This window comes from Marinobacter sp. EhC06, assembly GCF_001650915.1.
Taxonomy (GTDB): Bacteria; Pseudomonadota; Gammaproteobacteria; order Pseudomonadales; family Oleiphilaceae; genus Marinobacter.
Map to the genome: position 1 here is coordinate 616,725 of NZ_LXYO01000023.1, position 20,420 is coordinate 637,144.

At 57.8% G+C, this 20,420-nt stretch carries 20 protein-coding genes; 10 read left to right on the top strand and 10 right to left on the bottom strand.

The genetic code is table 11. The features are described from left to right. Positions 1-221 precede the first annotated feature (221 nt). Together A8B84_RS12720 and ahpC are read left to right on the top strand one after the other, a co-directional pair. On the top strand, positions 222-1,439 hold the full coding sequence (locus tag A8B84_RS12720) for a hypothetical protein (RefSeq protein WP_064229521.1): 1,218 nt from the start codon (positions 222-224) through the stop codon (positions 1,437-1,439). A 165-nt stretch (positions 1,440-1,604) separates the two neighbouring features. Beyond that, positions 1,605-2,168 carry an alkyl hydroperoxide reductase subunit C gene (ahpC, locus tag A8B84_RS12725; protein WP_082905157.1) on the top strand — a complete coding sequence of 188 codons (564 nt, stop codon included), beginning with the start codon at positions 1,605-1,607 and terminating at the stop codon, positions 2,166-2,168. Between the two features lie 77 nt (positions 2,169-2,245). On the opposite strand, the gene A8B84_RS12730 is transcribed toward ahpC, so the two are convergent. Together A8B84_RS12730 and A8B84_RS12735 are read right to left on the bottom strand one after the other, a co-directional pair. Next, on the bottom strand, positions 2,246-2,722 hold the full coding sequence (locus tag A8B84_RS12730) for a peroxiredoxin (RefSeq protein WP_064229522.1): 477 nt from the start codon (positions 2,720-2,722) through the stop codon (positions 2,246-2,248). Continuing rightward, positions 2,703-3,458 (bottom strand): DUF3581 domain-containing protein, encoded by a 756-nt coding sequence (locus A8B84_RS12735; protein WP_064229523.1) that lies wholly within the window; start codon positions 3,456-3,458, stop codon positions 2,703-2,705. Before A8B84_RS12735 ends, A8B84_RS12730 begins: the two co-directional genes overlap by 20 nt. A gap of 258 nt (positions 3,459-3,716) precedes the next feature. On the opposite strand from A8B84_RS12735, the gene ahpF reads away from it, so the two are divergent. Both ahpF and A8B84_RS12745 read left to right on the top strand, forming a co-directional pair. Beyond that, positions 3,717-5,303: an alkyl hydroperoxide reductase subunit F gene (gene ahpF / locus A8B84_RS12740; protein ID WP_064229524.1), complete on the top strand. Its 1,587-nt coding sequence runs from the start codon at positions 3,717-3,719 to the stop codon at positions 5,301-5,303. Positions 5,304-5,487: 184 nt separating this feature from the next. Further along, the gene (locus tag A8B84_RS12745; RefSeq protein WP_064229525.1) at positions 5,488-6,612 is read left to right on the top strand and encodes an ABC transporter substrate-binding protein; all 1,125 of its coding nucleotides are present in this window, start codon (positions 5,488-5,490) and stop codon (positions 6,610-6,612) included. A gap of 31 nt (positions 6,613-6,643) precedes the next feature. On the opposite strand, the gene A8B84_RS12750 is transcribed toward A8B84_RS12745, so the two are convergent. Continuing rightward, positions 6,644-7,312 carry a transglutaminase-like domain-containing protein gene (locus A8B84_RS12750; RefSeq protein WP_064229526.1) on the bottom strand — a complete coding sequence of 223 codons (669 nt, stop codon included), beginning with the start codon at positions 7,310-7,312 and terminating at the stop codon, positions 6,644-6,646. A 116-nt stretch (positions 7,313-7,428) separates the two neighbouring features. After that, positions 7,429-8,157, bottom strand: a complete 729-nt coding sequence (locus A8B84_RS12755) for a TrmH family RNA methyltransferase (protein ID WP_064229527.1) — start codon at positions 8,155-8,157, stop codon at positions 7,429-7,431. Positions 8,158-8,312: 155 nt separating this feature from the next. On the opposite strand from A8B84_RS12755, the gene rlmE reads away from it, so the two are divergent. Further along, the gene (gene rlmE, locus A8B84_RS12760; RefSeq protein ID WP_064229528.1) at positions 8,313-8,933 is read left to right on the top strand and encodes a 23S rRNA (uridine(2552)-2'-O)-methyltransferase RlmE; all 621 of its coding nucleotides are present in this window, start codon (positions 8,313-8,315) and stop codon (positions 8,931-8,933) included. 1 nt (position 8,934) lies between these two features. Here rlmE and A8B84_RS12765 read toward each other — a convergent pair whose 3' ends face one another. Then, a complete protein-coding gene (locus A8B84_RS12765) occupies positions 8,935-9,969 on the bottom strand; it encodes a histone deacetylase family protein (RefSeq protein WP_064229529.1) in 1,035 nt (344 codons plus the stop codon). Positions 9,970-10,114: 145 nt separating this feature from the next. Here A8B84_RS12765 and A8B84_RS12770 point away from each other — a divergent pair, with 145 nt between their 5' ends. After that, positions 10,115-10,663: a YgjV family protein gene (locus A8B84_RS12770; protein WP_064229530.1), complete on the top strand. Its 549-nt coding sequence runs from the start codon at positions 10,115-10,117 to the stop codon at positions 10,661-10,663. A gap of 8 nt (positions 10,664-10,671) precedes the next feature. Here the strand turns inward: A8B84_RS12770 and A8B84_RS12775 are convergent, their stop codons facing one another. Then, entirely contained in the window at positions 10,672-11,541 is an 870-nt protein-coding gene (locus tag A8B84_RS12775) for a carbohydrate kinase family protein (protein WP_064230096.1), read from the bottom strand. Between the two features lie 212 nt (positions 11,542-11,753). Here A8B84_RS12775 and A8B84_RS12780 point away from each other — a divergent pair, with 212 nt between their 5' ends. Beyond that, positions 11,754-13,280 carry a flavin-containing monooxygenase gene (locus A8B84_RS12780; RefSeq protein WP_064229531.1) on the top strand — a complete coding sequence of 509 codons (1,527 nt, stop codon included), beginning with the start codon at positions 11,754-11,756 and terminating at the stop codon, positions 13,278-13,280. On the opposite strand, the gene mltF is transcribed toward A8B84_RS12780, so the two are convergent. Continuing rightward, positions 13,281-14,657, bottom strand: coding sequence for a membrane-bound lytic murein transglycosylase MltF (gene mltF / locus A8B84_RS12785; RefSeq protein ID WP_064229532.1), 1,377 nt, complete (start codon positions 14,655-14,657; stop codon positions 13,281-13,283). Positions 14,658-14,851: 194 nt separating this feature from the next. Between mltF and A8B84_RS12790 the strand changes: the two genes are divergently transcribed. Both A8B84_RS12790 and A8B84_RS12795 read left to right on the top strand, forming a co-directional pair. Then, the gene (locus A8B84_RS12790; RefSeq protein ID WP_064229533.1) at positions 14,852-15,772 is read left to right on the top strand and encodes a lysophospholipid acyltransferase family protein; all 921 of its coding nucleotides are present in this window, start codon (positions 14,852-14,854) and stop codon (positions 15,770-15,772) included. A 69-nt stretch (positions 15,773-15,841) separates the two neighbouring features. Further along, the gene (locus A8B84_RS12795) at positions 15,842-16,297 is read left to right on the top strand and encodes a DUF302 domain-containing protein (RefSeq protein ID WP_064229534.1); all 456 of its coding nucleotides are present in this window, start codon (positions 15,842-15,844) and stop codon (positions 16,295-16,297) included. A 37-nt stretch (positions 16,298-16,334) separates the two neighbouring features. Here the strand turns inward: A8B84_RS12795 and A8B84_RS12800 are convergent, their stop codons facing one another. Beyond that, the gene (locus tag A8B84_RS12800; RefSeq protein WP_064229535.1) at positions 16,335-17,150 is read right to left on the bottom strand and encodes a TlpA disulfide reductase family protein; all 816 of its coding nucleotides are present in this window, start codon (positions 17,148-17,150) and stop codon (positions 16,335-16,337) included. 330 nt (positions 17,151-17,480) lie between these two features. On the opposite strand from A8B84_RS12800, the gene A8B84_RS12805 reads away from it, so the two are divergent. Beyond that, positions 17,481-18,803, top strand: a complete 1,323-nt coding sequence (locus A8B84_RS12805) for a DEAD/DEAH box helicase (RefSeq protein ID WP_064229536.1) — start codon at positions 17,481-17,483, stop codon at positions 18,801-18,803. A 149-nt stretch (positions 18,804-18,952) separates the two neighbouring features. Here A8B84_RS12805 and A8B84_RS12810 read toward each other — a convergent pair whose 3' ends face one another. Together A8B84_RS12810 and A8B84_RS12815 are read right to left on the bottom strand one after the other, a co-directional pair. Beyond that, positions 18,953-19,693, bottom strand: coding sequence for an OmpW/AlkL family protein (locus tag A8B84_RS12810; RefSeq protein ID WP_064229537.1), 741 nt, complete (start codon positions 19,691-19,693; stop codon positions 18,953-18,955). Positions 19,694-19,860: 167 nt separating this feature from the next. Continuing rightward, positions 19,861-20,331: a winged helix-turn-helix transcriptional regulator gene (locus A8B84_RS12815; protein WP_064229538.1), complete on the bottom strand. Its 471-nt coding sequence runs from the start codon at positions 20,329-20,331 to the stop codon at positions 19,861-19,863. Positions 20,332-20,420: the final 89 nt, after the last annotated feature.

Consider the following 20,420-nt stretch of genomic DNA (forward strand, 5'->3'; position numbering starts at 1 on the left):
TAAATCGCTCTGAAGGCCCCGTAGGGCGTGCTCTGAGAGCTTCACCTGCAGCGTTGCAGCTCTTGCCAAGGGCTACGGCCATTGGCTGCGAACTGCGTCTTGCATCTGAAGCTCTCAGAGCACGCAGAGGCGATTCGGAGTTGATCAGAGGCTCCTCCAAGTAGAGGAGGAACACCCATGCTGTTCACTATAATGATGACAAATAACTGGAGGTGCAGCGCATGACACTCTGGTTATCCGCAGGTCTGATCTTCACCTTCGCCGCCATTGTGCTGATTCTGTACAAATGGTGGGACATCCAGTGCATCGGCGTAACGCCGGTCAGAACTTTCACCTTTATTGCCATCCTGTTCACCTCCGGTCTGGATGTGGGGCTGATCATGTTCCCGCTGACCGAGTTCGGTGGCTATGGCGATCTCTCTGCCAGCCCGGAGTACGGCTTTGCCAATCCGCTGGCTATCGAATTCGGGTTCTGGGCGTTCCTGATCTGGGGCTTCTATTTCCTGACCTGTTTTTACTTCGCGATCATCGAGCCGCGGGTGCAGTTCTTTGAAATCCCACTGGTGAAGATTGTGAATAACGTGGTGATCATCGGCACCTGCGCTTTCACCGCCTATCTGTTGCTGGTGAATCTGCCCTGGTATCTGCCCATGTTGGGTGATGGCGAGTCCGTGGTGCCGGCGTTCTACTTCATCGTGTTTGCTGCGATTGCGCTGGCGGTCTACTCCAGCTCCAAGATCAAGTATGTGCGCATTCTCAGCCTGGGTTCGAGCCTGTTGTTCATTGCCCTGATTGTGGGCATGTGGTTCCGGGCGTTTGTAATGGGTGCCGGCTCGCCGGCGGATTTCTTTGGCACAGCCGGACTGATCGGTGAGTACTTCGCCAACATTCATCAGTTTGCCCTGCCCATCAATGACTACCATGAGTTCTACCTGTTCTGGTGGTTTGCCTGGAGCATCATGATCGGCCAGTTTACGGCCCGCTTCGTGAGTGGTATCCGCACCTGGCAGCTGTTGATCGCCATGCTGGTGGTACCGTCCATCGCCATCGGTGTGTGGTTTACCGTGCTTTACCACTACCACGCGGAAGGCATGCAGATTGCGGCGTTCACCAACCTTGCCATGATCTCAGTGGGTGTGTTGATGGTGGTGAACTCGCTGGATTCACTTATCCGGCTGTACACCGACAACCTGAATCTCACCGCTCAGCGCCTGGGAAGGGCGAACTATGTGGTGTTCAATTTCCTGGCCATGGTTGGCCTGACCATGCTGTTCCAGCTGGATTTTTTGCGGATTCAGTGGGTTGGCGCCCTGGTGATTGCCCTGTATTTCGGCTGTTTCGTCTACATCCTGGCGAAGAAACGGGCAGAAGTCGCTGCCATTAAAGCGTCACCGAAAGAGAATATTCTGGACTTCGGAAAGATTGAACTGGCGGGTTAAGGCCCCATAAACGGAGTGGCGGAAGGAGATTCCTGGCCGGAAACCAGAGATAGGTAAAACCTATCTCTGGTTTGGGAATTATCAATTTTATCCGCATCCTCGATATCCGTACCTTATGTGCCATCAATTCACTAACTTATGAATCCATCAACAAGGAGTTTTTTAATGGGCATCATTAACAGCGAAATCAAACCGTTCAACGCCACCGCTTTCAAAAACGGCGAGTTCGTTGAGATCAGCGAAGCCGACGTGAAAGGCAAGTGGGCGGTCTTTTTCTTCTACCCGGCCGACTTCACCTTCGTTTGCCCGACCGAGTTGGGCGACGTTGCAGACAAGTACGAAGAGCTGCAGAAGCTCGGCGTTGAAGTGTTCTCCGTGTCTACCGACACTCACTTCACCCATAAGGCATGGCACGACAGCTCTGAAACCATCGGCAAGATCCAGTACTACATGGTAGGCGACCAGACGGGCACCATCACCAACAACTTCGGTGTTATGCGTGAAGGCCAGGGCCTGGCAGACCGCGCTACCTTCCTGATCGATCCGGATGGTGTTATTCAGGCGATGGAAATCACCGCTGAAGGTATTGGCCGTGATGCAGACGACCTGATGCGCAAGGTTAAAGCGGCCCAGTACGTTCGCAACCATCCCGGCGAAGTATGCCCGGCCAAATGGAAAGAAGGCGAAGAAACACTGGCTCCGTCTCTGGACCTGGTTGGCAAGATCTAAGCTAACCTTCGGGAAAGCTTATGAACGAAAAACCCCGGATTTTCCGGGGTTTTTTGTGTCTGGAGAAAAGCTATCGCTCAGAGCGACTCTAGAATGGTTTCGGCGCTGGTGAGGTCGAGCCCCTGAGGGTCTACGTGAAGCAGCTCCACCTTGCCGTCGTTGACGATCATGGCATAGCGCTGGCTGCGAATGCCCATGCCATTGGCGGTGCGGTCCTGGGTCAGGTCCAGAGCCTTGGCGAACTCTGCCAGGCCATCGGCCAGCATCACGATCTCATCGGCATTGTGGGCCTTACCCCAGGCGTCCATTACGAAGGCATCGTTGACCGATGTGCAGACGATGGTGTCTACGCCTTTGGCGCGCAGTTTGTCGGCATTTACCACAAAACCGGGCAAATGGGCGGCTGAACAGGTGGGGGTGAACGCACCCGGTACCGCGAAAAGGACGGCTTTCTTGCCGGCAAAGAGCTCGCTGGTACGAACTGTCTCCGGACCTTTCTCGCCCATCACCTGAAGCTCGATATCTGGAAGGGCATCACCCGGCTGAATTGGCATTGCTGTTGTCTCCACTGTTGTCCTTGTTGAAATAGTCGGCGCCACGGGCCTTCAGGCGATAGAACTCTTCAATCACCCCCGCCATCGCCTCAGGACAGTAGGGCCGAAGACCACTTAATACGAGCCGTTTGGTCACTTCGCCCACCGGCTTTTTGTCGGCGGTCAGGCGGTATTCCAGAAGAACGTTCCCGCGCTTGCCGGCCGCCTCGAGCGTCGCGTTGTGCAACTCCAGGCCGGGGGAGGGCAGATCCAGGTTATCCAGGGCCAGGCTCATGCTCTCGTACATCACCATGGGGCGGTAGGGATTGAACATCACCCCGTTCGACTCCATTAACGGTTTGAGAGTATGGGGGAAGTTTTTCCCGGAGGCCGCCACGTAGGCACGGGTAATGGTCTCGATCAGCTGTTCATCGTTGGTGGTGGCGCCGCTGCGAGCCACCTCGATATAGACTTTTCCGGCATCGTCGCAGACTTCTATTGTGTCCGCGGTTTCAACGAACTTGAGCGGTACATTCTCTCCGAGCAGGCTGCGGAACCGGAAAGTCATGTTTTCCGAAAGCCCGAAGCGCGCCAGCACGATGGCAAAAAGCAGGTCGCCGGGAACACAGAAACGGCGGGCATCCGGATCATGGATGGGATTGAAATCCCCGGCGATTTCCTTGGCGAACTGGCTGGCTTGCAGGGCGGAAATTACGACGTGTCCGTCCTGGACGGAGTGGAAACGGTCTAGAAACATGCGTTGCCTATTCTGGGTACCAGAGAATGATGTTGCGACGTTGTTACAACATCATACTGCGGCAGGCATACCGCTGGATATGCGCTATTGGTCAAGCTCTGTTGGCGGCGGGCCGTAAGGTATAGCAAAGTTCTATCAAACAGTTTGGGTCAATTAATTTGAGCATTGGATTGCCGGACCGTATCTTTGCACCAACTTCAATTGACCACCGTATTTTTTCAAATACTTAGTTTCGAGATTTAAAGGAGAAGTCAGAACATGTTGGATGCCAATATCAAGGAACAGCTTAAAGCCTACATGGACAAGCTGCAGCAGCCGATCGAGCTGGTCGCAGCCTATGACGACAGCAAGAAGTCCCAGGAACTCCGGGAGCTGCTGGAAGAACTGGAACCGATGTCTTCCAAGATCAACCTGCGCACCGAAGAGTCCAATGATGTGCGTCGTCCCTCCTTCGCCATCAACCGTGTAGGTACCGATATTGGCGTTCGCTTTGCCGGCATTCCCATGGGCCATGAGTTCACCTCGCTGGTGCTGGCGCTGTTGCAGGTGGGCGGTCATCCCTCCAAGGCGTCCCAGGATGTGATCGAGCAGATCCAGTCGCTGGAAGGCCGCTTCGAGTTCGAAACCTATTTCTCGCTCTCCTGCCAGAACTGCCCGGATGTGGTTCAGGCCCTGAACCTGATGAGCGTGTTGAACCCGAACGTCAAAAACACCTCCATTGACGGTGCCCTGTTCCAGGATGAAGTGGAACAGCGTGAAGTGATGGCGGTTCCCAGCGTTTACATGAACGGCGAGCCCTGGGGCCAGGGCCGTATGACCCTGGAAGAGATTGTCGCCAAACTGGACACCAGCTCCAGCGAGAAAGACGCCGAGAAGATCAACCAGAAAGACGCCTTCGAGGTTCTGGTGATTGGTGGTGGCCCGGCCGGCGCCTCTGCTGCCATCTACGCGGCCCGGAAGGGAATCTCCACCGGTATCGCGGCGGAGCGTTTTGGTGGCCAGGTGGCGGACACCATGGGCATCGAGAACCTGATCTCCGTGCCTTATACCGAAGGCCCGAAGCTGGTTGCGGCCATGGAGCAGCACGTCAAGGAGTACGACGTGGATATCATGAACATGCAGCGTGCCGAGAAGCTGATTCCGGCCTCACGCCCGGGCATGCCCCACGAAGTACGGTTGGAAAACGGTGCAACTCTCAAGGCACGCAGCCTGGTGCTGTCCACCGGCGCGCGCTGGCGCCAGATGGGCGTGCCGGGAGAGGAAGAGTATCGCAACAAGGGTGTGGCCTACTGCCCGCACTGTGACGGTCCTCTGTTCAAGGGCAAGCGTGTTGCCGTCATTGGCGGAGGTAACTCAGGTGTGGAAGCGGCCATCGACCTCGCCGGCATCGTGGGTCATGTGACCCTGATCGAATTCGGTGCCGAGATGCGCGCTGATGAAGTGTTGCAGAAGAAACTGCGCAGCCTGAAGAACGTGGAAATCATCACCTCCGGACAGACCACGGAGATCACCGGCGAAAACGGCAAGGTTAATGGCCTGAACTACACCGATCGTACCTCCGGAGAGCAGCATCACATCTCCCTTGAAGGTGTGTTCGTGCAGATTGGCCTCGTACCCAACACCGAATGGCTCAAGGGTGACATCGAACTGAGTCAGCACGGCGAGATTATCGTTAACGATCGCAATGAGACGTCCATCCCGGGTGTGTTTGCCGCGGGTGATGCGACGACCGTGCCTTACAAGCAGATCGTGATCTCCATGGGTGAAGGTTCCAAGGCAGCGTTGAGTGCCTTTGACTTCCTGATTCGCAACTCCGTGGATGAAAGCGAAGAAGAAGCGGCGTAAACCAGAAAACAGTCGCCTGATGAGAGAGAAGCACCGGAGCGATCCGGTGCTTTTTTATTTGCCGAGCATTCGCTCCGAACTGAGACATTGGTTACCGATCCGCGCTTGTCTGTTACACGACAGCTCGGTAGTTTAGGCCCCTTAAAACCAACACCGCCAGATCGTCCAGAGGGTGATTCGTTTCATGAGGTCCTATCCAGCCCGCTTGCTGATCGGTTTCCTGCTCCTGCTGACAGGCTCTTTTGCTCATGCCGGCCCCAGGCCCAGTGTTGTTTTCCTGTCGCCGGATGACTCCCGGTTCTGGCAAATGGTGGCCGGATTCATGGAGGCGGTGGCGGAGGATCTTGAGGTTGACCTGGAGGTTCAATACGATCGGGAGAGTCATCGATTCAGCTATCTTCGCATGGCGAAGGACGTCCTGAGCCGCGAAGAGAAGCCCGACTACCTGTTGTTCATGTGCAAGGAGCATGTCACCGAATCCATGCTCAGGCTCACGGATGGGGCAGGCGTAAAGGCGTTTACCTTCAATACTGATGTACCAGACGCCGCCCGGGCCAGCATTGGTATGCCCCGAACCGTCTTGCCGGGCTGGCTCGGCCACCTTTCTCCGGACAATATTGCCGCCGGCCGTGTCCTGGTGACGCTGCTGGGCAAACAGGCCGAACAGTTGGGGCTCGCCTCCGAACCCAGCATTCCCATGGTAGCCCTGTCGGGAACTCTGGATTCCTCTGCTGCCAAGGATAGGAACCGGGGGTTGCTGGCGGCTGCCGTCCAGCAGCGCAGTGAACTCCTGCAACTGGTATATGCGAACTGGAGCCGTGACCTGGCCCGGGAAAAAACCGAAGTCCTGCTGAAACGTTATCCGAATACCGCCTCCATCTGGAGCGCGAGCGATGGAATGGCACTTGGCGCCATTGAAGCCGCCCAAAATGCCGGTCGGGCTCCGGGCAAAGACCTGTTGGTGGGCGGCATAGACTGGGAACCCGAGGCCCTGGAAAAAATCCGGCAGGGGGAGTTGCTGGCCAGTATGGGCCAACATTTCATGGGCGGTGGACTTGCCTTGCTCCTGCTGCATGACTATCACCATGGCCGGGATTTCGGTGATATGTCACCGGACTACGTATTCCGCTACGAGCTGGAACCTGCAACCCGGGACAATATTGACCAGGTGCAGCGTATTATGGACCCGGAGAATTGGAGCGCCGTTGATTTCCGGCAGTTCAGCCGCGTTGGTCAGATGGGGACGGCGAAGTCAGTGCCTGGCCCTGATGCCCTGTTGGATGCGATGACGGGGGCGCTGGCACGGTAGAGGTGCGGCGTTGCCTCGATCAGAGGAGGCTCTAGGACTTCGATACGTCCTGCACGAGACTCCCTTCGGGAATTGCAGGTTCCTCCTCGCCGGCAAAGAGATGGCCGTAGGCCGCCCGCACACCGGAGACGATGAATTCATGGGGCACATCGTCGAACAGGCCATGGTCGTTCACATACTCCATATGCGCATGGCCGTCCTCGGTGTACTCCTGGAACATGGAATCGTGCACCCCATCGAATTCCAGCGGTTCCACCTTCATCAGTTCGCACAGTTGCCGGTTGAACGCCGGCGTCGCCTTGACCCATTGTCCGTTCAGGAAGAGTTCGATGTACCCGTGCATACGGAAAATGTCCGACTGCAGCCATTCGATCAGTTTCGGGCTTGAGAGATGGTTGCGCACATCGGCCAGCCCCAGCCGGCTGGGTACGCCAATGGATCGCGCGGCGGCGCCCAGCAGAACCGCCTTCGGGATGCAGTAGGTCTCGCCGCTTTCCAGGGCGTAACTGGCGCTGAACGTGTTGGCATCGGTCCGGAACACGTAGGGGTTGTAGCTGATGCTGTCACGAACAGCGAGATAGAGCGCCTTGATCTGTTCCACCGGCTCATCAGGAACACCCTCCAGCTGTGACTCGATCCAGGCTTTCAGCCGGGGATGGTCATAGTCAAAAAAGGCGGTGGGCTGGAGATAGCGTTCCATAGTCATCAGTCCGGTCTCGGGATCAGACCCTGATCGTGCTCAATTGGCGGCCGACAGGCAATGGCGGTATCCGCCAGAACGATTGGGGAAAGTGCTCACAGCATGGGGTTTGCAGTCTAGAGGTCTCGCATTAATTCGTAGGTGCACATATTGACCGCTGAGGCCAGGTTCAGGGATTCGATTTGTCCCTGGCCGCGAATGCTGTACCGCACCGCCTTCAATTGATCGAGGGCCTCCCGCGGCACACCCCGGGCCTCGTTGCCAAACAGATAACAGTCGTGTTCCCTGAAGCCCCGGGATGCCATCGAACCGCCATTGAGGTCGAGGCAGGCAAGGCTCTGGTATCGGTCGGGAAGGCTGGCCAGATCAACGTCGGTTTCAAGCGGGACGTGAAAGAGCGCGCCCATGCTGGCTCGCACCACCTTCGGATTGAAGGGGTCCACACTGCCGGGGCTCAACAGACACCGGAAACCGCCGAACCAGGCGAGGGTGCGCAGAATCGTACCCAGGTTGCCGGGGTCCTGAACCTCATGCAGGTAAATCGCTTTTTCCCCGGGCACCGGTTCAGCCGGGCGCTCCGGCATGGGCACCACCGCCAGAATCCCCTGGGGTGTCCGGGTGTCGGCGAGCTGTGCCATCTGGCGATCGCTGATGACCTGAGTCCTGAACGGGCTCTGCCAGTGCTCATAGGCACCGGTGACGTAGAGCTGCGAGGCTTCCAGAGCAGGTTGGCGGGCGGCGGCTTTCTGCAGTTCAAGAATCAGGTGCTCGCCCTCAACGAGGTAGTGGCCAAACGACTGCCGGTACTTTTTCTGGTGCAGCTTTTTGATGTCGGCCAGATTCACGAGCGCGGTCTCCCGTCAGGTAGGCTGGGTGGGTTCTGAAAATCACAGATTGCTGGCCGGATTGTACGTGTGGCCGGCCCGGTTGTCAGGATTTTGCCGCCGCCCGGCGCGGCACGTACAATTAGCGCTTGGCTTTCCCGTTTTGAAGAGACCCCATGGCCCGATCCAAAAGCAGTAACCGCTGGCTTGAAGAGCACGTAAACGACCCCTTCGTGAAACAGGCGCAGGTGGACGGCTACCGCTCACGTGCCAGTTACAAGCTTCTTGAAATCAACAAGAAGGACCGGCTGATCCACCCCAACATGGTGGTGGTGGATCTGGGTTCCGCCCCCGGTGGCTGGTCCCAGGTGGCGGCCAAACTGGTGGGCCACAAGGGCCGCGTGATTGCCTCCGACATCCTGCCCATGGATGCCATTGCCGGCGTGGATTTTATCCAGGGTGATTTCACCGAAAACGATGTGTTCGAGTCGATCATGGCCACCCTGGGCGATGACCCGGTGGACGTGGTGATTTCCGACATGGCGCCGAACATCAGCGGCGTGACCGTTGCCGACCAGGCCTCGTCCATGTACCTGGTGGAACTGGCTCTGGACATGGCAAGCCAGGTACTAAAGCCCAAAGGCAACTTCCTGGCCAAGGTGTTTCAGGGCGAAGGGTACGATGAGTACCTGAAATCCGTGCGCGCCGTCTTCGACAAGGTTGTGGTGCGCAAGCCGGATTCCTCCCGCTCACGCTCCCGTGAGGTCTACATCCTCGGCAAGGGCTTCAAGGGCTGAGTCAGTCTGCAGCCCGGTCGAACCCCTGCATGACGTTGACCGCATTGACGCCGATGGCGTCGACGTCATAACCGCCCTCCATGGTAAACACCGTCGGCAGTCTCAGCCCGGCAAGGCGCTCGCCCAGGGTCAGGTAATCACCGGATTTCAGCTTGAAGAACGAAATCGGGTCGTCCTCGAAGGTATCCACCCCTAACGCAACCACCACGGCCTCGGGGGCAAACGCCTGAATTCGCTCACAGGCTTTCTCCAGACCCTGGCTCCAGACGCTGTAGGGCGTGTTGGGTGGGTACACGATGTTCAGGTTGTAGCCCTCGCCATCGCCTTCACCGGTCTCATCCTCGAATCCCAGGAAGTGGGGGAATACCAGGTCCGGGTCGCCGTGCAGGCTGATGGTCAGCACGTCGCGGCGATTGTAGAAAATCGCCTGGGTGCCGTTGCCGTGGTGGAAGTCCACATCCAGCACGGCGACCTTGCCATAGCCCTGGTCACGAAAGGCCTGGGCCACGATGGCGGCATTGTTGAAGAAACAGTAACCGCCGAACAGATCGGCGTGGGCATGGTGTCCGGGCGGACGGCACAGGGCAAAGGCGGCGCGCTCGCCTTCGGCCACCAGTTTCTGGGCGGTCAGGGCCACATTGGCGGAAGCCCGGGCGGCTTCCCAGGTGCCGTCTGAAATCGAGGTCTCCGCCGCAAAGCTGTAGTAGCCCAGCCGGCCGTCGATGTCCCTGGGCAGCCGATGGCGCATGCCGCGCCCGGCCCAGACCGCCGGGATGGCTTCCCCCGGTTTGCCGGCCGCCAGCCATTCCTGCCAGCAGGTCTCCAGGAAAGCCACATAATCGGCCGTGTGCACCCGTTTGACGGGTTCCAGACCAAATTCTTCCGGTTCCAGAATCTCTCCAAGGGCCTGATCCTTCACCCGTGCCAGGATGGTTTCCGCCCGCGAGGGTTTTTCGTGGGGCTCGATCAGCAGGCCGCCATCCAGTTCGGTTTTGACATGGCGGCGGCTGTGCAGTGGCGAGAAAACGGTTTTCATGGTCGGGGACAGTCCTGGCTCAAAGGTGCGAATTACTGTGGCACACGGTGCTCCGTGGCTCAATTCCGGTAATTATGTCAGGCTGAAGCCTTTTCCGGGGAGAAGGGATTTCCGTTATGGCAACAAACAGATACACCGTTGGACTATGACTGAGTTTATAGCAGATATGACCCTCGCCGAGGGACTGGGTCAGCTTTGTGGCCTGGTGGCCCTGGGGTTCTGCATTGCCGGCTTCGCCAACAAGAATGACGACCGGCTGATGGTGCTGCTGATCTCGGCCAACGTTGCCTTCGCTCTGATGTTTGCATTCTTCGAGAGCTGGACGGCGTCGGCACTGACGGTACTGGTGATCCTGCGCATTACCCTGGCCCGCAAATACCAGGGCAACTGGCAGATCATGTTGGCTATGCTGGCGGTCAATCTGGTGGTCGCCTGGGCGACCTGGAAATCGATCACTGACGTGTTCCCGCTGGCTGCCGCGGTTTTCGGCACCGTGGGCATGTTCATGCTCCGGGGTATTCCCCTGCGAATCGTGCTTGGGTTTGCGGCCCTGGCCTGGATGCTCAACAACATCGTGATCGGCTCCGTGGGTGGTACCCTGGCCGAGGGTATGGTGCTGGTCACCAACATCATCACCATCATCCGGCTCTATCGGCTGCAGAAGAAATACCCCGATTTTAACCCGGGTAGCTGATTCGGGTTTCAGGCCAGCCGCTGTGGATTCAGCTCCGGAGAGGCCAGTTCCCGTGAGGTGACACACAGCGCCCCGGCAATGGCTCCGGCCCTGAGGCAGTCGGTCAGTTCTGCACCCTGCAGGTAGCGGTGCAGGAAACCGCTGAAAAAGGCATCGCCGGCGCCGTTGGTATCGATCACCCCGGAGACTGCAACCGCTGGCTGCTCCAGCCATTGCCTTTCGCTGGTCAGCAGTGTCGCCCCCGCCGAGCCGTGAGTGCATACCACGAACTCCTTGCCCCGCTCGACCAACCTTTCCATGGTGGTCCGGTAGTCCGGAAGATTGTCGCTGGACAGGAAGATTACCCGGGCGGCCTCTACAAAGGGTTCATGATAGATGTTTTGTCCGTCGTAGTCGTGCAGGTCGGTCCAGATGGGCGTGCCCGCAGCCTTCAGCCACGGCAGGGCAGATCGGGTGTAACCGAGGATGTTCACCACCGCCAGTGAGCACTCTGACAGTACCTGTTGCGCCTGCCTCCAGTCGACGTGTTCAGGCTCCGGGGGCGGCTGGATGAACAGTGAAATGCGGTTGCCGTCCGCGGACATCAGGTTGACATGCTGTTCGGTCGGGGCGGCAGTCTTTTCGGTCAGAAGCCGGATCCTGGAGTGGCCGAGCGCTGCCTGAATCTGCTGGCCTTCCGTATCCCTGCCCAGCAATGTGTGAAAGACCACCGGTTGCCCGAGGGCCGCCAGGTTCAGGCTTTTGCCAGCGCCAGTGCTGCCTAGGGCCCGGTAGCTTTCGGTGGGCCAGATGGTCTGGGGCTGCGGTGTCGGCAGTTCGGGCAGGTGAATGATGGTGTCCAGCGAAGCGCCGCCAAGAATAAGGATCGGTTTTGTCATGGTGGTCTCGTCCACAATCCAGGAGGAAACGTCATTGTAGGCAGGGTTTCGATTCCGCAAATCCTCCCTCTGACTACGCCCCCGGTTAGCGACTGACTGAAACAACCGGGGGCCGGGACCACTTTGGCCAATTTCCCGGCAGCCCGGCCTGAGCTATCTTGACTGCAGGCCATTGATTATAAAAAGCGGACTGGAATCCGAGAGGACAGGCAATGAGTAACCAGCATTTCGATGTACTGATCATCGGCGCCGGCGTTTCCGGCATTGGCATGGCGTGTCACCTGAAACATGAATGCCCCGGGAAATCATTTGCCATCCTTGAGCGCCGTCAGTCCCTGGGTGGCACCTGGGACCTGTTCCGTTACCCGGGTATCCGTTCGGACTCGGACATGTTCACCTTCGGCTACAACTTCCGCCCCTGGACTGGCGGCAAGGTGCTGGCGGATGGTGCGTCGATCAAGAATTATGTGGCGGAGACTGCGAGGGAACACGACGTTGACCGTCACATTCGCTTTGGCCTGGCGGTCAAAACGGCGGACTGGTCGGGCGTCGACAAATGCTGGAAGCTCACGGCCCTGAACGAAGAAACCGGCGAAACCGAGCACTACACCGCCAGCTTTATGGTCGGTTGTACCGGCTACTACAATTATGATCAGGGCTACAAACCGGACTTCCCCGGCGAAAGTGATTTCCGTGGCCAGATTGTGCACCCGCAGCACTGGCCGGAGGGTCTCGACTACACAGGCAAGAAGGTGGTGGTCATTGGCAGCGGCGCAACCGCGATCACCCTGGTACCGACCATGGCGGAGAAGGCCGCGCACGTAACCATGCTCCAGCGCTCACCCACCTATCTGATGCCATTGCCCTCCACCGACAAGGTGACCCTGGCCCTGCAGAAAATATTGCCCGAGAAAACCGCCTACCGGCTGACCCGGGCCCGGAATATTTCTATTTCCCGTTTTCTATACCAGCGTTCCAGAAAGAGCCCGCAGTTCATGCGTCGGCTGTTCCTGAGCATTATCAAACGCAAGGTTGGCGACACCGCCGACATGCGGCATTTCACCCCCGATTACAATCCCTGGGACCAGCGCCTGTGTGTGGTGAAAGACGGGGATCTTTTCCAGGCCATGAAAGCGGGCAAGGCCTCCATCGCCACCGATCATATTGACCGCTTCACAGAAACCGGCATCCGCCTGAAATCGGGCGAGGAACTGGCGGCTGACATCATCATTCCGGCAACCGGCCTGGATATCCAGATGCTGGGGGGTATCCGGCCGACCGTGGATGGTGAAGAAGTGGTGATGAAAGACAAGGTCATCTACAAGAATGTGATGGTGGAGGGCGTGCCCAATGCCGGCATGATCTTCGGGTACACCAACATCTCCTGGACCCTGAAGGTGGATATTGCCGCCGAGTACCTGTGCCGGCTTATGAACCTGATGGACAAGCGTGGCTATCGAAGCGTGGTGGCCCGGGATACCGAAAACAGTCGCGGCGACGACACGGTCCTGGGATCCCTCAATGCCGGCTATATCAACCGCGCCGCAGATCGTCTCCCCCGTCAGGGTACCCGTGGGCCCTGGAAGTCCTCCCAGAATTACCTGGAGGACGTCAAAATCCTGCGTTTTGAGCCGATCGAGGATGGCTATCTGGAATTCGACGGCAAGCGGACCCACGCCAGTCAGAAAGAATCCGGTGGTTTCCTGCGGCCCCTGCGCTCGGCCCTGTTCGGAACCTGATCACTCAAAGGCCGAACGTATAACGTCCCGGTAGTTGCGGATACGCTGCACGTAGTGCACGGGCTCGTAGCCACGGGCGTATCCGTAACGGGTGCTGGGGTAGTATCGCTTGTCAGCCTTGAGGGGTAAAACCTCGGTCATTTCCTGCCAAGAGTCCGGGTTTTTGTTCAGGGTTCGAGCCAGTTCCCGGGCATCCAGAAGATGGCCCCGGCCGATGTTGTAGCTGGCCAGCGCCAGAAAGGTGCGGTCCGGCTCCGGAATAGTCTCGGGCAGGCGGCGGTGCCGGTCGGCCAGGTACCGTGCTCCGCCATCAATTGCAGCATCCGGGTCCAGCCGGTTGGTCACACCCAGTGATTCGGCGGTTCGTCGGGTCAGCATCATGATGCCACGGACTCCGGTGGGGGATTTTGCTGCAGGGTCCCAGTGGGACTCCTGGTAAGCGAGGGCGGCCAGCAGGTCTGCGGGCATCCCGGTTTTGGCCTCGGCTTCCCGGAATTGATCAATGAATTCGGGTAGCCGATCCTCAATCCGACGGTTCAGTGCCCGCAGATCGACAAAATCGAAATCACCGATATAGGAATAGTAGCGGTTTTCCATCAGGCCTATGGCTTCATCGCCATCGACGCTGTTCATCCACTCGTGGGCATCCGAGCCCAGATCTTCTGAACCCTTGGGCAGGTACCAGCCCAGATTGCGGCCCTCTGTGAGCGTCATTGCCACTTCCAGATGCGGGAAGTGCCGGCGCATCACCTGAACAATGTTGGAATCGGCGACGGTACAGCCGACGTCCTGCTCGGCAACATCCGAGAGAATTACTTCTGTCGTGCGGTCTGCATCTTCCTGAAAGCCGATGCCCGGGTGTTGCTCATTGAGCTTGTTCAGGGTTTCAACATAGCTGGAGCCGGCGGTCACCACAATATCGGTGCCCGGGATGTCCTCGGGTTTCCGGGGCATGGGGCGCGCATCGCGATGGCAGACCAGTTGCTCGGTAATCTCGGTGTGGGCCGGGCCCCGGGCGAAACGCTCATCCCGGGAGGCCAGGTGAGTCAGCCCGGCTGCCGCCAGATGGGTGTCGCCGGACTCCAGCGCAGCCAGAACCTCGCTGGTGGATTCCAGCATGTTCCATTCCACCTGCCAGCCACGCTGTTCGGCATAGGCGCTGATCAGCGCATGCTCGGGACCGACGGGATTTTCGTGGCGATCCAGATAATAGGTGGTGGAGCCGTTGCGGGTGGCGACTTTGAGTGTCCCGGTTTCCGACGGTGGTCTGAGCTCTGCTGTCGGCTGTGTTGTCGTCTGTTGGCTGTTATTTTCACTGCAGCCGGCGAATACGAGCGGCAGGATCAGAATGCCTGGGGCGAACTTCCATCGGGGCATGGCGGGGAGTTTCCTGTTTTTGTAGGATGGCTTCTACGTATTAACACGTATCTCCTTTAGACCATACTCCTGGATTCCGGAATTGGATCCTCTTCTTGGCCAACAGAACCAATGAGGATCTCAAGTATCCCGCCAGCAGAGAATGTGTCAGGCTGAACGCCCCTTCTTTACTACAGATCACAGGCGACCGTTGTATGGCCTCCGGTAGAAAAAGTAGAAAACGCTCTCTCTGGCATCCCACTTTCTGGGGGGCCTGGGCTCTGGTCTTCTTGCTCTGGCTGTTGTCATTTTTGCCAATGGGACTGAAGCAGCGATTCGGTCGCTGGCTGGGCAGGCTGCTTTCCAGAAAAATGCGATCCCGTGCCAGGGTTGCGGACGCCAATCTGGCGGCTTGCATGCCGGAACTGGATGAAGCAACCCGCAGCCAACTGGTTGAGGACGCCTTCGTGGCCTCTGCACGGGGTGTTCTTGAAAGCGTTCATGCCTGGTGGCGGAACATGACGCCCTATTGCGAGAGCGCCTTGGTGTATGGCACCGAGCACCTTGAAGAAGCGAAACGACGCGGCAAGGGGGTGCTGCTGATCGGTGGGCATTACAGTATTTTTGATTTCGCACTGCCCTTGATTGCCTGCAAGCTCGAGAAGCCCGGTTACATGTATCGCCCCAACAACAACCCGGTGATCGACCGTATGATCGAACGCGGCCGCCGACGCCATTTTGGTATCCGGCCCTTTACCAAGCGCCAGATCAGACCGATGTTGTCTTTCCTCAAAGAAGGGGGGCAGGTCTGGTTCGCCTGTGACCAGGATTTCGGCAACAAGTCGGAGGTGTTTGTGCCCTTCTTCGGGGTTAGTGCCGGCTGCATCACGTCGCCAAGCTTCATTGCCAGGGAGTCCGGTGCCGCCGTCATCTGCGTGAGTCATCTGCGAATGCCCGATGGCAGTTACCGGGTGGTTTTCTCTCCGATTCAGGAGTCCTTCGGCGAACATCCGGAACAGGACGCCAAAGTCTGGAACCGTTTCATTGAAGCCACCGTTCGTGAGCAGCCCGATCAGTACCTCTGGCTGCACAAGCGCTTCAAGAGCAGGCCGGAAGGTGCGGCAGCGATCTACTGAAGACCTTTTATGCGTAACGCTTTACGCTGTTCTATGCTCAAGACTTCAGCAAATGTTCAGGAGAATCCCATGCGCTGCATTCTCAGACTGGTTCTCGTGGCATCAACCCTGTTGTTCGCCACGCTCACTCATGCCGCAGATGGGCTGATCGCGGTGAAAAGCAGTCACGATGTCAAAGCGACGGCGGACAAACTCGAGTCTGTGCTGAAGGAGAAGGGCATGACGGTCATGGCCCGAGTTAATCATCAGCAGGGCGCCGAAAAAGGCGGTCTGGCGTTGCGTCCGACCGAAGTGGTTATTTTCGGCAATCCCAAAGTCGGTACGCCACTGATGCAGTGCGCCCAGAGTGTTGCAATCGACCTGCCCCAGAAAGCCCTGATCTGGGAAGATGCCAACGGTGAGGTATGGTTGGGGTACAACGATCCGCAATACCTCAAGAGCCGTCATGGCATTGAAGGCTGCGATGAGGTGCTCGGAAAAGTGAGCGGCGCACTGGGGAATTTTGCCAAAGCGGCCACTCAATAGATAAAACTCAGGCCACTATCGGGAAATCGGCTCCGGTTCATTCCGTGGGTGTACGGATCTTTTCCAGGCCCCTGGCCAGGGTTGCCCGTGACAGTTCGCCCATGTGGGAATCGATTAATTGGCTTTGGGCATTGTAAAACAGCGTGGTTGGCAAGCCATTGCTCCCCACGGCCCGGGCCAGCTGAGCCTGATCGTCCCGGTAGAGATTGTTCAGGTTCAGACGGTTTTCCTCAAGAAAGGAGTGGATGGTTTCCGGCTGTTCCCGCTGGTTCGCAAACACAAAAGCAACGTCCTTGTAGATATGTTGGGCCTCCTCCAGCACCGGCATTTCCCGGATGCAGGGTGGGCACCAGGTTGCCCAGAGATTTACCACCAGGGGTTTGCCCTGAGCCAACTGGTTCATGCTGACCAATTCGCCATTGAGCGAACGTAGGGTTATTTCGGGCATGCCGCGGGCCTGTTGTTCTATCAATGTGATGGTGCCCGCTGTAGCCGCCCAGAACAGGGCGCCCGTTAACGCGGCCGTGGCCAGTGGCTTGCGTTGAGCCTTCCTGCGCCACAGCAGGAAACCGGTGAAGACGATGGCGCCGATGACACCCCAGAGCACATCAAAACCGCCGTCCCGGATATCAATGATGCCCAGCAGGTCGTTCCGATAATGCTCGAAGTAGCTGATCACGAAGCCGATCCGGGCGCTCAGCATCGCTACCACAAAGATATCGGCCACCGATCCGGCTACGGGCACGCGGTATTTGCGGCCCAGCACCCCTCCAACCAGCAGAGCCAGGCCGAAGGCCATAACCAGTAGTAGGTGACCGATGGACAGGCTCAATGGGCCGATACTGACGCTCATTCCTGAAACTTCCTTATAAATCCGTGTTGGGTTGCGCTGATCAAAACACTCTGACTTGAGGATGTCCGCCAGGTTCCTTCGGATGCTTATTATAATCACCTATGGCTAATTGCCCGGGCCTCTGTTACTGTGCCTGCATCCTGCCTCTAGGGATTCCGCAGTTTAAGGCTTTAGGCCCGTGCGACCTTTCCATACGACCTGTCAGAGGACGTCACCCCGATAACGGCGCGTGACCGTAGTCGTCTTTTATTCCATGAATGTTCATGGCATCTGCCCGCATTCACCGAGAACGGTGGTCGTGGAGGCAGAATAATCAAGAGTTGATCCAATATGAGTTTTTCTTCACTCGGTTTGTCCGAGCAGCTGGTTCGTGCCACGTCTGACCAGGGTTATGAAACCCCGTCTCCCATTCAGGCCCAGGCCATTCCCGCCGTGCTTTCTGGCCGGGACGTTATGGCTGCTGCCCAGACCGGTACCGGCAAAACCGCCGGTTTTACCTTGCCCTTGCTGCAGCGTCTGGGTGAAAACCCGCGCACCGGCAAAGGCCCCCGCGCCTTGATCCTGACGCCCACCCGTGAACTGGCGGCGCAGGTTCATGACAGCGTGAATCTTTACAGCAAATACATTCCCACCAAGGCCGCGGTGGTCTTCGGCGGTGTGAAAATCAATCCGCAGATGATGAAGCTGCGAAAAGGCCTGGACGTGCTGGTAGCAACACCGGGCCGTCTGATGGACCTGTATCAGCAGAACGCTGTGCGCTTCAACGAGGTGGAAATCCTGGTTCTGGACGAAGCCGACCGCATGCTGGACATGGGCTTTATCCGCGACATCCGCAAGATCCTTTCGCTGTTGCCGGCCAAGCGCCAGAACCTGCTGTTCTCCGCCACCTTCTCGAACGAGATTCGTACCCTGGCAGAAGGTCTGCTGGATAACCCGGTTCAGGTTGAAGTCGCGGCCCGAAATACCTCTGCCGAAAACATCAAGCAGTCTGTCTACCCGGTGGATCAGAGCCAGAAAACCGCCCTGCTAAGCAAGCTGGTGCGTGACAACAGCTGGGACCAGGTGCTGGTGTTTACCCGGACCAAGCACGGTGCCAACCGCCTGACCCAGAAACTGGAGAAGGACGGCATCACTGCCGCCGCCATCCATGGCAACAAGTCCCAGGGTGCCCGTACCCGCGCGCTGGCGGACTTCAAGGCTGGTGAGATTCGCGTGCTGGTGGCAACGGATATCGCTGCTCGTGGTCTGGACATCAAGCAGCTGCCCCAGGTGGTGAACTTTGAACTGCCCAACGTGCCGGAAGATTACGTGCACCGTATCGGCCGTACTGGCCGTGCCGGTGAAAGTGGTCACGCCCTGTCGCTGGTCAGTGCCGATGAAGGCAAGATGCTTGCCGGTATCGAAAGGCTGATCAAGAAGCAGCTGCCGCGTACGGAAGTGGAAGGCTTTGAGCCGACCAACAACCTGCCGCTGAAACCCAAGGCGAAGGCCGATCCCAGCCGCGCCCGTAACCGTAATGGTAACGGCGGTGGTAATGGTCGTCCCGGCGGAAAGCCCAAAAGCTTCGGTGCCAAGCCAGGTGGTCGCAGCGGTGGCCGTAGCCAGAATGGCGGTGGCCAGCGGAGTCGTCCGGCTCAGCGCCAGAGCGCCTGAGGGCTGATTGGCAGTTAATAAAAACGGAGCTTCGGCTCCGTTTTTCTGTTTTCAGGTAGGCAAAAAAAGGCGGGGCCGGAGAAGCCCCGCATAGGAAAACGCACCTTCCGCCAGCCAACAGACCGTGGCGACCGGCGGAGGCACGGGGATCAGAACTTGTAGGACACGCCTACCATATAGACCCAGGGGTCGATATCCACGTCGATAGTGCTGGTATCGGCGACTGCATTACCCGCGTAGGCATTGATGGTGGCTTCGGTATCAATGTCGATCCACCATACCGCAGCGTTGATGCCCACGTTTTCGGTAATCATGTAATCGAAGCCAATTTCGGCCGCGAGACCAAAGCTGTCATCCAGCTCGATATCGGTGCTGGTAATCGTGCCGGCGGGGGTTCCGAGGTTGGCTTCTGCAACCGAGTCATAGACCCCTGTAAGAGTGCTGGTTGTCTTCTCTTCAAAAAAGTTGGTGTAGTTTACGCCCGCACCGACATAGGGCTGGAATTTGCTACCGCTGGGCATCGGGAAATATTGCAGCGTGATGGTCGGCGGCAAGTGCTTGGTCTCTGCCAGCTTGCCAGCACCACCCAGAACTGCGCCATCGCCTTCAATATCGTGTTTGAAAGGAGTCGCAGCGAGTACGCCAACAGCGAACTGGTCTGTCAGCATGTAGCTTGCAGTCAGTCCCAACTGGCTGTTGGAATCAACGCTGACGTTGGCGCCATTAATTTCGCCTACGCCTTCGGACTTGAGATTGCCACTGGAAGAATCCGGATCAACCGTTGCCACACCAACGCGGCCAATGAAATCACCAGCTTCGTACGCCTGAACAGCGGGAGCAGCAGCCATAACCGCTGCAGCCAGAACACCAAGTTTGAATGTACGGGACATATCCATCTCCTTAACCTGAATCGTTGATGACTGCAGATTAATGACATCGGGAAATGGAAACTTGATTTAGCGCAAGAATGCCCTGGCAGGTGAGCGGGTTTGATCAGTGGATTGATACAACTCAAAAAAATGGACGGTGGTGCGCCGACTGCGGCTTTTGCGGATGGTCAGGCCGAGTTCTTTTTTCGGACTGGCAGGCTTTCTTCCGGCACAAACACATCGCGAATGGACAGGGCCTGGCCATCGGCGTCCTGTACTTCCACCGTGTGTATCGGGCGACCGGTGGCGCGGTCGCGCAGGTCCAGCGGAGCCTCATCCGGGGCGGGGTTCCATTTATCTCCCCACTGGCGAAGCGCGATCACCACCGGGAAAAGATCCCGGCCTTTTTCGGTCAGGCGGTATTCAAATCGAGACCCGTGTTCGCCCACATCGACCTTGCGCAGAACTTCATTGTCCACCAGCCGCGCCAGGCGGTCGCAGAGGATATTCTTGGCAATGCCGAGTTCCTGTTGGAAATCCACAAACCGGCGGGTGCCATACATGGCATGCAGCACAATCAGGAGGGACCACCAGTCACCCACTTCATTGAGGGCGCGGGCGACGGAACAGCTGGAGTCATCAAAACGTTTTCTGGCCATGTCGGGAGTGTACCGAATAGGGTTGCATTTTAAAACCAGATTTAATAGGGTTGCTTTACGAAACCAAATTAGTGAGGTTGCACACTATC

Coding starts and splice junctions, on each gene's coding strand:
- A8B84_RS12795 (WP_064229534.1), top strand. CDS start 15,842: ATGCGCTGCATTCTCAGACTGGTTCTCGTGGCATCAACCCTGTTGTTC.
- ahpC (WP_082905157.1), top strand. CDS start 1,605: ATGGGCATCATTAACAGCGAAATCAAACCGTTCAACGCCACCGCTTTC.
- A8B84_RS12730 (WP_064229522.1), bottom strand. CDS start 2,722: ATGCCAATTCAGCCGGGTGATGCCCTTCCAGATATCGAGCTTCAGGTG.
- A8B84_RS12790 (WP_064229533.1), top strand. CDS start 14,852: ATGGCCTCCGGTAGAAAAAGTAGAAAACGCTCTCTCTGGCATCCCACT.
- A8B84_RS12775 (WP_064230096.1), bottom strand. CDS start 11,541: ATGACAAAACCGATCCTTATTCTTGGCGGCGCTTCGCTGGACACCATC.
- A8B84_RS12765 (WP_064229529.1), bottom strand. CDS start 9,969: ATGAAAACCGTTTTCTCGCCACTGCACAGCCGCCGCCATGTCAAAACC.
- A8B84_RS12815 (WP_064229538.1), bottom strand. CDS start 20,331: ATGGCCAGAAAACGTTTTGATGACTCCAGCTGTTCCGTCGCCCGCGCC.
- A8B84_RS12735 (WP_064229523.1), bottom strand. CDS start 3,458: ATGTTTCTAGACCGTTTCCACTCCGTCCAGGACGGACACGTCGTAATT.
- A8B84_RS12805 (WP_064229536.1), top strand. CDS start 17,481: ATGAGTTTTTCTTCACTCGGTTTGTCCGAGCAGCTGGTTCGTGCCACG.
- ahpF (WP_064229524.1), top strand. CDS start 3,717: ATGTTGGATGCCAATATCAAGGAACAGCTTAAAGCCTACATGGACAAG.
- A8B84_RS12745 (WP_064229525.1), top strand. CDS start 5,488: ATGAGGTCCTATCCAGCCCGCTTGCTGATCGGTTTCCTGCTCCTGCTG.
- rlmE (WP_064229528.1), top strand. CDS start 8,313: ATGGCCCGATCCAAAAGCAGTAACCGCTGGCTTGAAGAGCACGTAAAC.
- A8B84_RS12800 (WP_064229535.1), bottom strand. CDS start 17,150: ATGAGCGTCAGTATCGGCCCATTGAGCCTGTCCATCGGTCACCTACTA.
- A8B84_RS12780 (WP_064229531.1), top strand. CDS start 11,754: ATGAGTAACCAGCATTTCGATGTACTGATCATCGGCGCCGGCGTTTCC.
- A8B84_RS12750 (WP_064229526.1), bottom strand. CDS start 7,312: ATGGAACGCTATCTCCAGCCCACCGCCTTTTTTGACTATGACCATCCC.
- mltF (WP_064229532.1), bottom strand. CDS start 14,657: ATGCCCCGATGGAAGTTCGCCCCAGGCATTCTGATCCTGCCGCTCGTA.
- A8B84_RS12770 (WP_064229530.1), top strand. CDS start 10,115: ATGACTGAGTTTATAGCAGATATGACCCTCGCCGAGGGACTGGGTCAG.
- A8B84_RS12720 (WP_064229521.1), top strand. CDS start 222: ATGACACTCTGGTTATCCGCAGGTCTGATCTTCACCTTCGCCGCCATT.
- A8B84_RS12810 (WP_064229537.1), bottom strand. CDS start 19,693: ATGTCCCGTACATTCAAACTTGGTGTTCTGGCTGCAGCGGTTATGGCT.